A 15,476-nucleotide genomic window follows, 5' to 3' on the forward strand; every position below is an offset into this window, starting at 1 on the left:
TGCCATGTCATACAGTATTAAGGTTTTGAGCTCCTACAGGAAGAGATTGATTAGATTAACGCCAATGCTATTCTTTCTTTACGTTGTAAACTTCCTTGACCGCGTTAATCTATCCTATGCAATAGATGCCGGCATGTTTCAGGATATAGGCGCACCTGCAAATCTTGCATCATTGATAGCTGGCATAGCCTCTGCAATGTTCTTTGTGGCATATGCAATACCGCAGGTTTTTACAAATTTAAAGATAAACACAATTGGCATAAGAAAGATCTTTGCACTTGCATTTGGCCTCTGGGGCATAATAACGATACTAACTGGCTTTGTAACGGATGTTCCTGAGATGTATGCACTAAGATTCTTCCTTGGACTTGCCGAGGCACCATTCTACGCTGGAACGATGTTCTTTCTTGGCATATGGTTTTCAAAGGAGGAGCGCGGCCTCGCAAACGGATTCTTCAATGCGGCAATACCGGTTGCCGGCATATTTGGCGGCCTGATAGCAGGCTCTGTCTTCACCGTTTATCATGATTATCCTGGATGGAGGTATCTATTTATAATAGAAGGTATACTTGCATTGATATCAATACCATTATTATACGTTGTTCTATCTGATTTTCCAGATGATGCAAAATGGCTCTCAAAATCTGAAAAGGAGGAGCTCGACAGTTCAATATTAAACGAGGAAAAAAACAAGCCAACAAAGGTTTCATGGAGGGCTGCACTCAGGGACCACGATGTAATATTATATGTTTTAATATACTTCTTTGGCGTCACCGCACTTTATGGTTACACGATCTGGCTGCCATCAATAATAAGCTCGTTTTCACATGTTTCAGCGGCAGAATCAAGCTTTTTGTCAGATATACCATACATAGTTGCTGCAATTGCATTAATATTTATACTCAGATATTCTGACAGATCCGGAAACAGAAAGATCCTGACATTTTACATATTTTTCATAGCATTTGCAGGCCTTGCCCTAAGCGCTTTCACAGAGAGTATACCAGACCTTTCATTTGTACTGTTCACGATCTCGGCGATAGGCATATTCACATTCTTGCCGGTATTCTGGACCATGCCGCAGGAGGCGCTGACCCGCGAGGGGGCATCTGCCGCAATAGGCCTGATAAATGCCCTTGGAAACCTTGGAGGTGTTGCCGGCCCAATAATCGTTGGGGGTCTTGAATCACTGACACATTCCTTTGTTTCCGGCGTTTACTCAATGGCAGCCTTTGCTTTAATAGCCGGATTAATCACATTACTGATTAAAAAGGCAAGATAAATAAACTTTATTTTTAATAAATAGATTTCAGTAAATTCATATATGATGTTGCAATAGAAGGTAAATGCCGGTATATATTATAGGTGCAGGCCCTGGAAACGAGGATCTTTACACCATTGGCTCGATTAGAATTATAGAAATGGCAGATGTAATAATATATGACCATTTGGTAAATCCAGGCATTTTGAGATTTGCAAGAAGGGATTGCATATTAGTCTATGCCGGTAAAAAACCTTATTCAGAGAAAGTACCTCAGGAAGAGATAAATAAAATGATTTTTGAATACTCAAAAATCTATGAAAATGTTGTTAGATTAAAGGGTGGCGATCCATTTATATTTGGCCGTGGCGGCGAGGAGGTATCCTTTTTAATAAAAAACAATGTTGACTTTGTTATAATGCCAGGGATTTCATCATCAATATCCGTTCCAGAGATGGATTACGTACCATTAACATATAGAGGTTTAAACTCTGGATTGATAATAACCACGGGCCATAATGTAGATAATATGATCCAGAATTTTGATTTAAAAAAACTTTCACTGGTAATAATGATGGGCACACATAACGTCGAAGAGATACTTGATAAATTATCCATGGTTTATGACATGAATACAAACGTTTCAATAATAGAAAATGGCACATACGATTTTTCAAATGTTTATCATGGAAGCATAAAAAGCATTGATTTTAATTACAATGGTAATCCTGGAATAATAGTCATAGGCGATGCTGCAAGGCCGCTTTATAAAAGAAGGAGATCTGAAAATACTGTTATACTTCATTGCATGGATTATTACGATCTTTACCCTGGATTTGTCAAGATAAGGCTTGGATACCCTGTTTTATCCTCATTTAGTGACAGCCTGTTCATAGGTGCCGAGTACGTTGAATCTTTCTTTAGACTTTTAAATGAGAAAAAAATTGATATAAGGAATATAATAAATATAGATTCAGATGAATATGGAAAGAAACTTTTAATGAGGCATGGAATCTTTAAATTTTCCAGTGCAAGAAAAAATTTTGCGGACATTATAGAAATAAAGGGCACTGGTTTAAATGAATATTATATAGATTACATAAAAAAGGCTCAAAGAATAGTCTTCCTTGATAAATCATACATGTTTTACAATGATTTACATGAAATAATAAAAGGTAAAAAGATACTTGCCACTGGAGAGGCGCATTCACATATAATTGATTCAAATAAAATGGAGTTTGGTGATGATCTTTGATAAATGTAATAGGTATAAATCCATGCAGGAAGCTAAGCAGGAGGGCATTTGAAATAATAGAGAGCTCTGATTTAATAATATCCGGTGAGAGGAATTCACACATTATAAATAAAAAGATTGATTTTTACATAAAAGATTTAAAAAGCACGGTTGAATTTATAGATAAAAATATAAACAAAAATATATGCATTATAGCCTCGGGAGACCCTTTATTTTTTGGTATTGGTGCATCTCTTTCATCCAGATACAAAATGAATATTTTAACTGAAACAAGCTCTATCGCCATTGCAATGTCCAGGATAAATGAGGATTACCATGATGCAGTTTTTATTTCACTTCATGGCAGGAGCATCAATGGTCTGGCACAGAGAATAGAGAAGAACAGGAAGATTATTATATTAACAGATGATGAGAACAATCCTTCAAGGATAGCAAAGTATCTTATGGAATTCAATCTAAACTATGAAATGTACGTCTTTGAGAACCTCTGCTATGACAATGAAAAAATATATAAATTGAATCCTGAAGAGGCCTCAAAAATGAGCTTTTCCAGGCTTAACATTGTTTATTTAAAATCGAATAAGGATAACTACATTTATCCTGATGATGATGACCTTTATAAAATCAATTCAAATATTACAAAATCAGAGATAAGGGATATAACATTGAGATTATTAAATATAAAAGATAACGATGTTTTCTGGGACATAGGTGCCGGCTCTGGATTTATATCAATAAGCGCCTCAAAGGCTGCACCGGGATCATTAATCTATTCCATAGAAAAGAATAAAAATGCACTGAGAAATATATATCTAAATTCAAGGAGATTCCATTCCGATATAAATATTATAGATGGTGAGGCGCCATACTGCCTTGATGATCTGCCTGATCCGGATGCAGTATTCATAGGCGGCAGCTCAGGTTTAATCGACGATATTATAGAATATTCATATAAAAGGTTAAGGCCTGGAGGCAGGCTTGTTCTTAACATAGCAACGCTGAACAGCCTTGCCAGGGCAGTGAACAAAATGGAAAAACTATTTTCAAACTTTTCATTTGAGGAGGTATCTGTTTTTAAATCTTCAAGGATATTAAGCACCTTTAGATTTGAGCCTGTTAATCCGGTGTTTATACTTCACGGTGAGAAAGATGCTTAAGGTTGTTGGTCTTGGGCCAGGTGATCCTGATCTATTAACCATAAAGGGATACAAAGCGATCATGTCCGCGGATTATATAATATACCCTGAAAGCTCATTGAATATTGCATATAATATAATAAAAAAACTTGGACCGCCTGGAAGGATAATACCTATGAGGCTTGAAATGAACGGGCAGGACATTAATAACAACATTGAATTAATAAAAAGATTATCAGAAAGGAATACAGTTTATGCTGTCGAGGGTGATCCAATGCTTTACAGCACATTCAAGGAGCTTTATAATATAAACATAAATTATGAGATTATTCCAGGAATAAGCTCGATAAACGCCGCAGCCGCGTCATTAAAACTATTTCTTGGAACTGGAAGCGATATAATAAATATAATACCGGGAATAAATGATTATAAAAAATTAAAGGGTTTAATTGATAATTCAGACACATCGATTATATTAAAACCAAGAATGTGCCTTGAGGCCCTTAAAAATCTGCTGGCCTCCGGGAATTACAATTATTATATAATTGAGAACATATCATCTGAAAATGAGAGGATTCTTAAAAGTATAGATGATATAGATAAGTACATGACTGTGGTGGTGATAAAACGATACATATAATAGGTGCCGGTCCAGGTTCCATGGAATTATTAACATTAAAGGCATATGAATTGATTAAAAACACGGATGTGATGATCTATGCTGATTCTCTTGTTAGCAATGATATAGAGGGCCTGGTAAAGAAATCGTGCATAGTATATAAATCATCCAGAATGACGTTAAACGAGGTATTAAATGTTATTCAAAGGCATTATAATGATGGTCTTGACATATGCAGGGTTCACAGTGGTGATCCATCGATATACGGTGCAATAGACGAGCAGATAAAATACTTCAATGAGCATTCCATGGAATACGAGATCATACCAGGTGTAAGCTCTGTATTCGCCGCTGCCAGCAGAATAGGTGAATTAACAAGACCTGGATTAAGCCAGTCATTGATAATCACCAGGGTTCCTGTTAGAACCGATTACATAGAAAACGAGGATTTAAGCGAACTCGCAAGGCATAAGAGCACAATGGCAATACTTTTAAGCGCCGCAAGGGCCAGGGAGGTAACGGAGAAGCTTATTAATGCAGGATTCTCAGAAAATGATAGATTAATAATAGCTTATAAAATATCCTGGCCTGATGAAATGATTATAGAAACAACGGTAAAGGACCTTGAAGGTGATCTTTTTAAGAATAGAATATCAAGGCAGGCCATAATCTTTGCCGGTGGTGTTATATCATTTCATGGTGGAAAATCATCAAACCTTTATAATGAAAACTTTAAACATATGTTCAGGGCCGGCAAAAAATCTTAATAATCGTTGTGCATATTTTTAAACATGTCCAGAAGGCTTTTAATGCATGTTGGCCCGGTAACGATAGATAATGATGTTCTATCGGCCGGGCTGGTAAACAACGCCGGCTTTGCATCTCCTGAATTTGTTGAGGCCATGAAGTACGCGCTCAATGGCTTTTTATACACTGTTAAATCAGGGAACTACATGCCATTCATATTACCAGGATCTGGAACACTTGCAATGGAATCAATGACATCATTTCTTAAACCAAATGACAGTGTTTTAATAATAAGCAATGGCGTCTTTGGTGACCGCTGGAAAAACATCTTTTCCAGGTATAATTTAAATATAGATTATTTAAAGGCTCCACCTGGAAGGGCCGTTTCATTGAATGAAATAGAGAATATAAAAAAGCATTATAGAATGGCCGTTATGACACATGTTGAAACAAGCACCGGTGTAAGATTTGATGTTAAGTCCGCGGCAGGGATTCTTAGAAACATCTCTGATATAATAGTTGCAGATGGCGTCGCAAGCATATCCGGTGAAAACATGGAGGCTGATAAATGGGATGTAGATGTCGTTTTTACCGCAAGCCAGAAGGCCCTTGGTGCACCGCCAGGTGCGGCCCTGCTTGCCATCTCACCGGAGGCTGTCTCCGAGCTTAATGATGTATCATTATCCGGATTTTACAACAATTTATATGCCTGGAAGGACATCATGACATCGATACTTGATAATAAATCGGCATATTATACGACACCACCTGTTCATATAGTATTTTCACTGGCCAGGGCATTCGAGCTGATAAAAAAGGAGGGCATAGATGAAAGAATTAAAAGGCATTATATCGTTGCCGAATCGATAAGATCCGGTATAGATGGTCTTGGCCTTGAGATAGTTGCTGGTGATGATTATAAGAGCAATACGGTCACTGCAGTGATGATAGATAATCCATCAGAATTTATATCTGGTTTATACTCAAAAAACATAGAGATAGCCTCTGGCGTTGTTCCTGAGCTAAAGGACAGGTATGTCAGGATAGGCCACATGGGCTGGCTTAACATAAATGATGCGGCAGCAACTGTTTCTGCCATGGAAAGGGTTCTCCATGAAATGAAATATAATATATCACCAGGCCAGGGTCTAAAAAGAATGCAGGAATTCCTCTTTAATAACAATTATTAAAATTTATAAAAATCTGTGCCTTTTCTTTTCCGTGGCATCGTCATTGTTTTCTGTATTGTCATCGCCCCTTGGCTCGTAAAAATCTATCTTACCGCAAACATTGCAGCGATAAAGTGAGAACGTCTGTGTCGTCTCGGCAAGATCATTCCAGCCTCCAAGGAACATGCCGCCAAGGCCTGTGTAGCCACCGACCCTGAAGTTCATGTCGCCAACGTATTCCATCTCGCCATTGCAGTTTTGATTGGAGCACTTCATATTTGTTTATTTACAAATACTATATAAAATATTGTATAATTTATTTGATTAAATAAAAAATATCATATAATATTATTTCTTCTTAGAGCGACCGTTCTATCATGTGCAATCTTTAATATCTCTGGATAATGATCTTTGCCCAGATTCCTTATAAAATTTATGCTTGATTCCAGGGATATCCTGTTTCCAGGACTTACAATTGTTCTACTGTTTATCATATATCCAAGAGGCATGTTATTATAATATACATATCCATTTTTTATGCTTCCAGTTAACAGGGACTTTGCAACGCCTATTGATGGTTTGTTCATTAGAACACCGGCATATGTTGCAAGGCCGCACCTCCTTGGATGAAGAAGGCCGTTTGCATCTATTATCATTGTGCCATCGAAATTTTTTGCCAGCTCTTTTATGTACGGGAACTCCCTGTATGCAAGGTATCCTGGTATGTATGGAAACCTCGTTTCCTTAATAAAGGTTTTAAAATCGTATTCATTATTTTCAAATGAAACCATTACTGAATAACCTATTTCATCTTTATATGAAACGTCAATTGCGCATATTTTATCTTCATTATAATCATCGCTGTAAACTGCGAGCCCTGCTATTTTCTCCTGCTCTTCCTGCAGTCTTTTTAATGGGTAACTGCTGTCAAAATTATTAAAACGGTACCTTTTTAAATCAATTCTTCCATTGTTTATTTCTATTCCATCATTTCTTAACCGCCTTATCTTTTCATCGATGCCCAGCGAGTAACCGCCGAGTGATCCATCAGACATTATGACCTTATAGCATGGTATGTTCTCTGTATCATTATTCCTTGAGAGCATGTAACCGCATGCCCTTGCAGCCTTTACATCGCCAAGGGCAACCGCAAGATCCCCATATGTTGTGACCATGCCCTCGGGTATCTGTCCTAAAAGGGAGTAAAGATATGAGTATAAATCAATGGACTGCATTTTTATTAATTATTAGTTATCTTAAAAGTTTATCGATAAAATATAAATTTAATAATTCAATACAAGCATACAATGTTTGAGAACTTTTTCCATTCGGTTGGCAGCTTCTCAAGAAAACACAGAAAGGCATTAATAGCCTTCTGGATTGTGATCTTTATATTGATGCTACCGTTTGCCGAGCAGTTTTTTAATGATACATCTTATAATATATCAAGCTCAATCATAACGAAGAATTCCATGGCCTATAAAGCGAACAGCCTTCTGGAAAGCCAGTTCAATGGATCTGATCCAAATGAGCTGATAGTTGTTGTTAATAATACAAACATAGACAATTTAACAGTAAACCAGAATATGATTAATTTTGAGAATTCATTGAAAGATTACATGGAAAAACAAAAAATAGACTTTATAAACATAACAAGCATAATAACAACGGAGAATAAGACTCTTTTATCATTTTCAAGGGGCATTTATTCAGAGGAGAACTCCACATATAATTTAATGATGAAACTGCACAATGAAACAACGTCGCTGTTAAATCAATCAGGGAGCCTTGTGAGGCTTGAATTTGGGCTTCCACTTGAATATCTATTAATATTTGAAAAGACTAATAATAATACAATAGCATATAAGGATGTATCGACCGGTCTTAAGGGCCTGCCGCTAATATATTTAAATTATCTTTCAGGCTACTGGAACTCAACGATTAAAAATCTTAATAATAGCAATGCCATTTATATAATGAATAACGCAATAAATAGTACCGTATCAAATAGGGCCTTTGAAAAGATTTTAAACAGCACATTGATGCTTGACCTTTCGAGGAATTACACACTCTATGAGTATTATAAAGACCCTGAAAACATAAATAGCTCCCTGCCAGGCTTCAGCGTTTCATATGTATCAAACGCCATTAAATCAAATAAGAATGCCACAAAATTCATAGAGGATGATCTGTGCATTAGTCCATATAAATTTGTATACAAATCATTTAATGTGAGCGAACCTGTATCATTTAAAATGATAACGCCAATGGTTTCAATAATATATAATGCAAGTATAAAGATTTTTAAAAACGACCCATTTATAATGATAAATAATGGATCCTACAAATGGTATTTATACAGCCTTTACAATACATCAGGTAAGAACATAGGGTCATTTGTCTATGGTAATTCCGGCATATTAAAAAATTACCCATACAATGAATATCCTGTGCTGCCATCAAATTATGTAAAAAACTCCCTTCTTGGTTATAATAATTCAACACTGCTCTTTATAATAGATTATAAGGGTAATTTAACAGCCTCCGAGATAAATGGAATAAATCATATAACATCAAGGTATGCATCGATTATACCAAATAGCAAATACTATCTTGCCGGAAATACCGTTGCCGACAGTGAGCTTGGAACCGAGGTCATAAACGGCCTGGTCATAGCCCTTTTAATAGGCATATCCATATCAATTGTTATTGTTGGGGTTTTCTTTAGATCTCCTGTTGCGGCGTTTATTCCATTGCTGGTTTTTATACTTTCGGCTGTCATAACTGCCGGAATCAGCGGTATAATCTATAAATATATCTTTCATTCCTCGATATCATTTATTACACCAACGTTGCTTATGATACTTTTACTTGGCATATCATCTGATTACACCGTTTATATATTATCAAGATACAGATCAGAATTAAAGGGAAAAAACATGGAGGCATCACAGGAAACTGCAAAGTGGGCCGGCCTTGCAGTTTTCACATCCGGAACGACTGTTGCAATATCATACATTGTTTTATGGCTTTCTGGTATACCAATATTCAGTGATGATGGATTAACAAATGCCCTTGGTGCATTGATAGCAATAACAATAGCAAACACGTTTTTAATAGCATTAACTGCATTGCTCGGTAAAAGGGCATACTGGCCATCAAGGTTTGAGGAAAAGAAGAGATTGCCATTTGAGAGCTCTATGACCAGGATAGCAGGATTCACACTGAAAAACAGGAAGAAGTTAATAGTATTATTTATAATATTAACCATTGCCGGGCTTTACGTGTATTCTGTAACGCCAACAAATATGGATGTTTTTACCCTGCTGCCGCCAAGCAGCGGTATAGAATCGCTGGTCGTTGTAAATGATTCATTTCATTACGACCTCTTTGATCCTTCATATATAATAGTCAATTTCACATCGCCAATAGTATCACATGGAAAATACAATGAAACCGAGTACAATGAAATCGTGAATATAGAAAAAAGATTGCTTGAAAACAGTGACGTTCATTCAGTCCTTGGTATAGGATATCCATTTGGATATTATGTAAATTACAGCTTTTTAAGCAGCGATAACAGATATGTAGGCAATTACATAAACCAAACAAACTCATACATAGGCAAAAATCCCAGGTATGCCGAGATCGTTATATATCTTTCAAATATAGCATGGAGCGGCCAGTCAACAAAGTTTGTTAATGAGATGCCATCAATCGCAGGCAATGGCAACAACTACAAAGTATATGTTGGCGGATTAACAGAGTATCTTAACGATGCCTATTCATTTACATCTGCATCATTTGAAAAAATGATACCAATACTTGCAGCTTCCGTTTTTATAATATTATTGCTTCAGATAGCGTCCGCCTTTACACCGGTTAGATTAATATTAATGGTCATGGCATCAGTTATTGTCTCTTTATCTGTTACATATGCAATATTTTATTATACACTGCATTTGCCAATAATAATATTCCTGCCGCTCTTTGTATTCATAACTCTCCTGGCCGTCGGCCTTGACTATGATATATTCATGGTTACCAAGGCAAGGGAGGGTGTAATTAAGGGTTTAAGCAACGATGAGGCAATAAAACAGAGTATAATACAGAATGGTGGTGTAATAATAACCCTTGGTTCATTGCTGTTTGTTACCTTCGGTGCACTTTACTTCTCCGGTATAGGCATAATGCAGGAGATAGGCATAGGCCTTGCACTTGGCGTTTTAATAGATACTTTCATAAGCTGGCCATTCTTTGTTCCGTCAATAATGCTTTATCTCGATAAATACAACTGGTGGCCATCGAAGATAGGAAGGAATAAAAAATAATATATATAATTCTTATATTATGAAACATGAAGACCTATCTAAAGGTAATATTTAACAGCGAGGGTACAAAGCCCAGTGAGGTTGTTGAAAGACTAAGATCGCTAGGTTTCACACTTATAAAGGGCGAGCATGACATGGTATATGAATGGCCCGATTCTGCAACGGCCGAGGATGCCATATGGTTTGCAGACAAGATACAGGCAACACTTCAGGGATTTAGGGTCTATTTTGAGCTTGAAACAGAATGATCCCTTATTTTGATCCTTCTTGTATTGCCGCAGTGGTCGCAATGTATTAAAACAAAACCGTTTTTTAATCTTATCACTGGACTTCTGTAAGGCATCTTGCATACCTTGCAGTACTGGAGTTTAATATCATGGTTTAATGTAATATCCATCCTTTTTGAGATTTTTTCCATTAAATCTATGCATCTTTCTGGATTGTCTGATACCCTTGAAATATTAATTAAATAATTTATCCTTTTTAAGGCAATGTTCATGACTAAAGATTTATTTTTTGTATATATATTTACCACCATGATAAAGCTTGTTGTGCTTGACGTTGATGGCACATTAACGGATAAATCCAGAATGATCTCTGTAAACGCAGTAAATGCAATAAGGAATTTAAAAACAAAGGTTGCTCTTGTAAGTGGTAATGTCCTGCCTGTTTTATACGGGCTTAAAATTTACATAGGTTTTGATGGATATATCTTTGCGGAGAACGGTGGAATAGCACTTATAAACAATAATATTGAAAAGTTCTTTGAAAAGGATGGCCCTGAATCCTTTTTGAATGATATTTCAGGTTACACATCTGCAAGGGGCATACTAACAAACAGGTGGCGGGAAACATCAATGGCCTTTACAGCCAACCATGATGAAATGGATATAATAGATCGCGAGGCGGCCAGGAGGGATCTATACATAGTTGACAGCGGCTTTACATTGCATATATTAAATAAGGGCCAGGACAAGGGCTTTGCGGTTAAAAAGATGATGGATATTATGAACATTGATTATAACAATGTTCTTGTTATTGGCGATTCGCAGAACGATGAGAGCATGTTCAGTCTTGGAACATTAAGTGCATGCCCTGGAAACGCTTCTGAAAAAATAAAAGAAATGAGCAATTATGTATCTGGGAAATGCTATGGTGATGAACTCTTTGATGTCTTTAGGCACTTTGATTTAATTCATTGATAAATTTTCCTGATCTTTCATCAAGTATCTCCCTATTATCTATAATTACATCACCACGGAGAACTACGCTGTCTGGAAAGATAACATCAAAGCCGTTAAATGGCGATACCGGGTTCTTTGAATGAAGTTTATAATCATTTAATCTTTCAATGTTGTGGTAATCAAAACTGAAAAAGTCCGCGTAGTATCCATTGTCAATTACACCCTTCTTTATTTTAAAGAGTTTTGCAGGATTGTATATTGCAGTTTTATAGAATACATCAATTGGAAGGATCTTTTTTGATACCAGCGCAAGCATTAATGGTATCCTGGTTTCAACACCAATAATTCCTGGAAGCGCATATTCAAAATCCGTTTTTTCATTCTGTGAATGCGGTGCATGATCCGATGATAAAATATCAAAATTGCCTGATATATAGGAATTCAATAGCAATGACTGGGCACTTCTTGACCTCAATGGTGGATTTACCTTTCCATAGGAACCTAGATCCATATCGTTGTTTAGCAGCAAATGATGTGGACTCGCCTCGGATAGCATCTCGATTTTATCGATAAACGTCTTATGGGCTATGACCTTTGTGTTTAGATCATAATTCTTTATCTTTTCAACGCTTAAGATCTCGCATTCAACAGGCCTTGATTTATCATATTCCTTTAGGTTTTTTGCATTAAAATAATGTTTTTTAAGGCATTCTGAATCCTCGGCATGGAAAAAAACAGGTACATTTAGGTCTTTTATTTTTGATATCTCCTCATTTGTAATGTCGCTGCCGTTTGTATTTGTTGTGTTTCCCATGTATATCTTTATGCCAGTTGATCTTTTATCAATTATTAATGAATTATCGCCGGTGAACATTGAATAGAGACCGAAATCACAGTAGGCCTTCCTGCTTACTATGGCAAGTTTGTCCGAGAATGCCTGGTAGTTATCTATTCTTATCTTATTATTTGGCATATCGATAATTGTTGTTGTGCCGCCAAAGATTGCGGACATTGTTCCTGTGGAAAAATCCTCCTTATATGTTTCACCAGGGTCCCTGAAATGAACGTGTGAATCCGTGCCTGCTGGCATAACGGCACCATTAAGCTTGATCTTCTTTCCTGGTATGTTCTTTTTTATACTGGTTATTATGCCATTATTTACATCAATTTCAAGGTACTCAAAATGGTCCTTATAATAAAAGTTTCCCGCGTAAATCATATAAAACGTTAATTTTTATTTATTTATAATACTTATGAAAAGCGTTTTTTTATGCGATCGGTAATCAAAAGTGACCCTATTGACAGTATTCTTTTGTTTTTTACATCTATTGCGCTCATCGATGCGTATCTTATCTCTATGCCAAAGGATTCCTGCTCATCCATGTTTAAATAATATGATATTGCAGCCCTTATTGGAAAGGCATGGCTTACAATAATGCATCTTCCATTGTAAGAATCTATAAGATCGATCATTCTGGCCTGCTGTGATTCAAATGTTTCCATGCCAAGCTCCTCCCTGGGCTTCATTGGTATTTCATTTATATGCATGCCCTCGTACTGGCCAAAATCAGATTCTATTGCCCTATCATCAATTTTTAATTTTAAATTTGTTTCATTTGCTATAATCCTTGCTGTCTCCCTGGCCCTTAGCACAGGACTTGATATAATCATGTCAAAATTCATGGATTTTAATTGATAGGCTGTGAATTTTGCCTGTTCTATGCCATTATCAGTCAAACCGTATTTGTTCATCTCCCTTGATAATATGCCGGATCTGTTTGTCATGCTCTCTCCGTGCCTTACCAGAATAACGTATTCCATAATTATAATATATGTAAATAATATAATAAATTAAGCACTGATTTTTAGAAAATTAGCTTTATATGATACATTACCATTGAATATTAATTTAATATCTTAAAATATGAATCATCTTAAAAATGAGAGGAGCCCGTATCTGTTACAGCACGCTTCAAATCCTGTGGACTGGTATCCGTGGTCCGAGCAGGCCTTCGAAAAGGCAAGATCTGAAGGGAAATTAATATTTTTAAGCATAGGTTATTCAAGCTGCCACTGGTGCCATGTCATGGAAAACGAGAGCTTTAAGGATGATCTGGTTGCCAGAAAGATGAATAAAACCTTTGTTTCCATAAAGGTTGACCGTGAGGAGAGGCCTGACATTGATAATTATTATATAACGTTATCACAGTTGATGACCGGCCAGGCCGGCTGGCCATTAAACTTTATATTATCGCCTGAGAAAAAACCACTTTTTGCATTTACATACATACCAAGGGAAACAAGGAACAATATGATAGGAATGATGGATCTATGCGATACCGTTGATTACCTCTGGAATAATAAGCGTGATGAGCTCCTTGAAAATGCAAACAAGGCAATAAATGCAATTAAAAATGAGATTAAACCTGAGAGGATCGATTACAATGAGGCCATTGAGAATACATTCTATTCACTTAAAAGAACATTTGACATAGAATATGGCGGTTTTGGATCCGCACCAAAGTTCCCGGAGTACCATAAATTAATATTCATCATGCTTTATCATAAATACTTCCATGGGGACATTCACATGGCTGTAAAAACATTGACCGAAATGAGGCTCGGCGGCATATATGATCATGTTTCCGGCGGCTTTCATAGATACTCCACTGATTCGATGTGGATTGTTCCACACTTTGAAAAGATGATGTATGACCAGGCATTCGCGGTGCTTGCATACACGCAGGCATACCAGTTAACAGGGAAAAAGCTGTTTATGGATACTGTTCATGAAATAACAGATTTTGTTAATAATGAGTTTTTTGGTGAGGCATTTTACACGGCAATCGATGCAGATTACAAAAACATTGAGGGCTACTATTATACATGGGATTACAATGATATAAAAGATATTATAGATGATGATTTTATAAATGACTTTAATATAAAACCAGAGGGGAACTTTATCTCTGATAAAATATCAGGGAGAAACATATTGTATTTAAAATCAGAGGATAAATTAAATGAAAAAAATATGAAAATACTTAAAAAATTAAAGGAAAAAAGGGTGGACTCACCATTTAAGGATAAAAAGATACTTTGCGATGTAAACGGCATGGCGATAAAGGCTTTTAGCTATGCATACTCTGTTTTTAAGGATCGTAAAATGCTTGATATGGCAAGATCTGCCGCAGATTTTATTTTGTATGAGATGTACCAGGATGGAAAGCTGTATCACAGCTACATGAATGGCCTTGGGCCGCTGGCAAATTTCGATGACCATGCGTTTTTTATTTCAGGATTGATAGAATTATATAACATAACAAATGAAAAAAAGTATATAGATGCCGCAATTCAGTTAAATAAAAAATGCATTGATCTTTTTTATGATGGTAATGGCTTCTTCAATTCAACAGGTGATTTCAGGATGAAGGAATACTATGATAGTGCGGTGCCTTCCGGCCTATCTGCTGAGCTGCAGAATCTAATATTGCTATCGTTTATTGATAACAATCTTAATGTCTTTGAAAGGGCAATAGATTCCGTTGGTTACATAATAAAAAACAATCCAGCTTTTGCATCCGCAATAGTGAGCTCGTTGATATATTATAAATACAGCTATAACATAAAGGGAAGCAAAGATTTTATAGAAAATATCGAAAAAAAATATGTACCATCAAGATTAATAGAACTATCTAATAAAAACCAGGTATGCGATATGAACAAGTGCATTTACAATCCGGATGAGATAGAGAAAATACTAAGGTAAAACTA

General features: G+C 36.3%; 15 protein-coding genes. 10 read left to right on the forward strand and 5 right to left on the reverse strand.

The window, feature by feature from the left end:
• Positions 1–4: 4 nt before the first annotated feature.
• From B8780_RS04085 to B8780_RS04110, 6 genes are all read left to right on the forward strand, one after another.
• Positions 5–1,282, forward strand: a complete 1,278-nt coding sequence (locus tag B8780_RS04085) for an MFS transporter (RefSeq protein WP_084272760.1) — start codon at positions 5–7, stop codon at positions 1,280–1,282.
• A 64-nt stretch (positions 1,283–1,346) separates the two neighbouring features.
• Positions 1,347–2,516, forward strand: coding sequence for a uroporphyrinogen-III C-methyltransferase (cobA, locus tag B8780_RS04090; protein ID WP_011178236.1), 1,170 nt, complete (start codon positions 1,347–1,349; stop codon positions 2,514–2,516).
• Positions 2,513–3,673 (forward strand): precorrin-6y C5,15-methyltransferase (decarboxylating) subunit CbiE, encoded by a 1,161-nt coding sequence (cbiE, locus tag B8780_RS04095; protein WP_084272761.1) that lies wholly within the window; start codon positions 2,513–2,515, stop codon positions 3,671–3,673. Before cobA ends, cbiE begins: the two co-directional genes overlap by 4 nt.
• Entirely contained in the window at positions 3,666–4,292 is a 627-nt protein-coding gene (locus B8780_RS04100) for a precorrin-2 C(20)-methyltransferase (RefSeq protein ID WP_011178234.1), read from the forward strand. Before cbiE ends, B8780_RS04100 begins: the two co-directional genes overlap by 8 nt.
• A gap of 20 nt (positions 4,293–4,312) precedes the next feature.
• The gene (locus tag B8780_RS04105) at positions 4,313–5,038 is read left to right on the forward strand and encodes a cobalt-precorrin-4/precorrin-4 C(11)-methyltransferase (RefSeq protein ID WP_011178233.1); all 726 of its coding nucleotides are present in this window, start codon (positions 4,313–4,315) and stop codon (positions 5,036–5,038) included.
• A gap of 24 nt (positions 5,039–5,062) precedes the next feature.
• Positions 5,063–6,208 (forward strand): pyridoxal-phosphate-dependent aminotransferase family protein, encoded by a 1,146-nt coding sequence (locus B8780_RS04110; RefSeq protein ID WP_084272762.1) that lies wholly within the window; start codon positions 5,063–5,065, stop codon positions 6,206–6,208.
• 3 nt (positions 6,209–6,211) lie between these two features.
• Here the strand turns inward: B8780_RS04110 and B8780_RS04115 are convergent, their stop codons facing one another.
• A complete protein-coding gene (locus B8780_RS04115; protein ID WP_084272763.1) occupies positions 6,212–6,463 on the reverse strand; it encodes a nucleotide-binding protein in 252 nt (83 codons plus the stop codon).
• 62 nt (positions 6,464–6,525) lie between these two features.
• Complete coding sequence (locus B8780_RS04120; protein ID WP_084272764.1) at positions 6,526–7,422, reverse strand: endonuclease V; 897 nt, start codon at positions 7,420–7,422, stop codon at positions 6,526–6,528.
• Between the two features lie 72 nt (positions 7,423–7,494).
• On the opposite strand from B8780_RS04120, the gene B8780_RS04125 reads away from it, so the two are divergent.
• Positions 7,495–10,518 carry an MMPL family transporter gene (locus B8780_RS04125; RefSeq protein ID WP_084272765.1) on the forward strand — a complete coding sequence of 1,008 codons (3,024 nt, stop codon included), beginning with the start codon at positions 7,495–7,497 and terminating at the stop codon, positions 10,516–10,518.
• A 26-nt stretch (positions 10,519–10,544) separates the two neighbouring features.
• Positions 10,545–10,766 carry a hypothetical protein gene (locus B8780_RS04130; protein WP_011178228.1) on the forward strand — a complete coding sequence of 74 codons (222 nt, stop codon included), beginning with the start codon at positions 10,545–10,547 and terminating at the stop codon, positions 10,764–10,766.
• Here B8780_RS04130 and B8780_RS04135 read toward each other — a convergent pair.
• Positions 10,742–11,017: a ribonuclease P Rpr2/Rpp21/SNM1 subunit family protein gene (locus tag B8780_RS04135; RefSeq protein WP_084272766.1), complete on the reverse strand. Its 276-nt coding sequence runs from the start codon at positions 11,015–11,017 to the stop codon at positions 10,742–10,744. The two genes, B8780_RS04130 and B8780_RS04135, sit on opposite strands and share 25 nt — an antisense overlap.
• Positions 11,018–11,054: 37 nt before the next feature.
• Here B8780_RS04135 and B8780_RS04140 point away from each other — a divergent pair, with 37 nt between their 5' ends.
• Positions 11,055–11,720, forward strand: coding sequence for a phosphoglycolate phosphatase (locus B8780_RS04140; RefSeq protein WP_161939675.1), 666 nt, complete (start codon positions 11,055–11,057; stop codon positions 11,718–11,720).
• Here B8780_RS04140 and B8780_RS04145 read toward each other — a convergent pair.
• The gene (locus B8780_RS04145; protein WP_084272768.1) at positions 11,695–12,921 is read right to left on the reverse strand and encodes a dihydroorotase; all 1,227 of its coding nucleotides are present in this window, start codon (positions 12,919–12,921) and stop codon (positions 11,695–11,697) included. The two genes, B8780_RS04140 and B8780_RS04145, sit on opposite strands and share 26 nt — an antisense overlap.
• A 32-nt stretch (positions 12,922–12,953) precedes the next feature.
• Positions 12,954–13,523: a 2,3-diphosphoglycerate-dependent phosphoglycerate mutase gene (locus B8780_RS04150; RefSeq protein WP_084272769.1), complete on the reverse strand. Its 570-nt coding sequence runs from the start codon at positions 13,521–13,523 to the stop codon at positions 12,954–12,956.
• Positions 13,524–13,626: 103 nt separating this feature from the next.
• Between B8780_RS04150 and B8780_RS04155 the strand changes: the two genes are divergently transcribed.
• Positions 13,627–15,471, forward strand: a complete 1,845-nt coding sequence (locus B8780_RS04155; RefSeq protein WP_084272770.1) for a thioredoxin domain-containing protein — start codon at positions 13,627–13,629, stop codon at positions 15,469–15,471.
• The last annotated feature ends 5 nt before the right edge of the window (positions 15,472–15,476 follow it).

The organism is Picrophilus oshimae DSM 9789 (assembly GCF_900176435.1).
Lineage (GTDB): Archaea > Thermoplasmatota > Thermoplasmata > Thermoplasmatales > Thermoplasmataceae > Picrophilus > Picrophilus oshimae.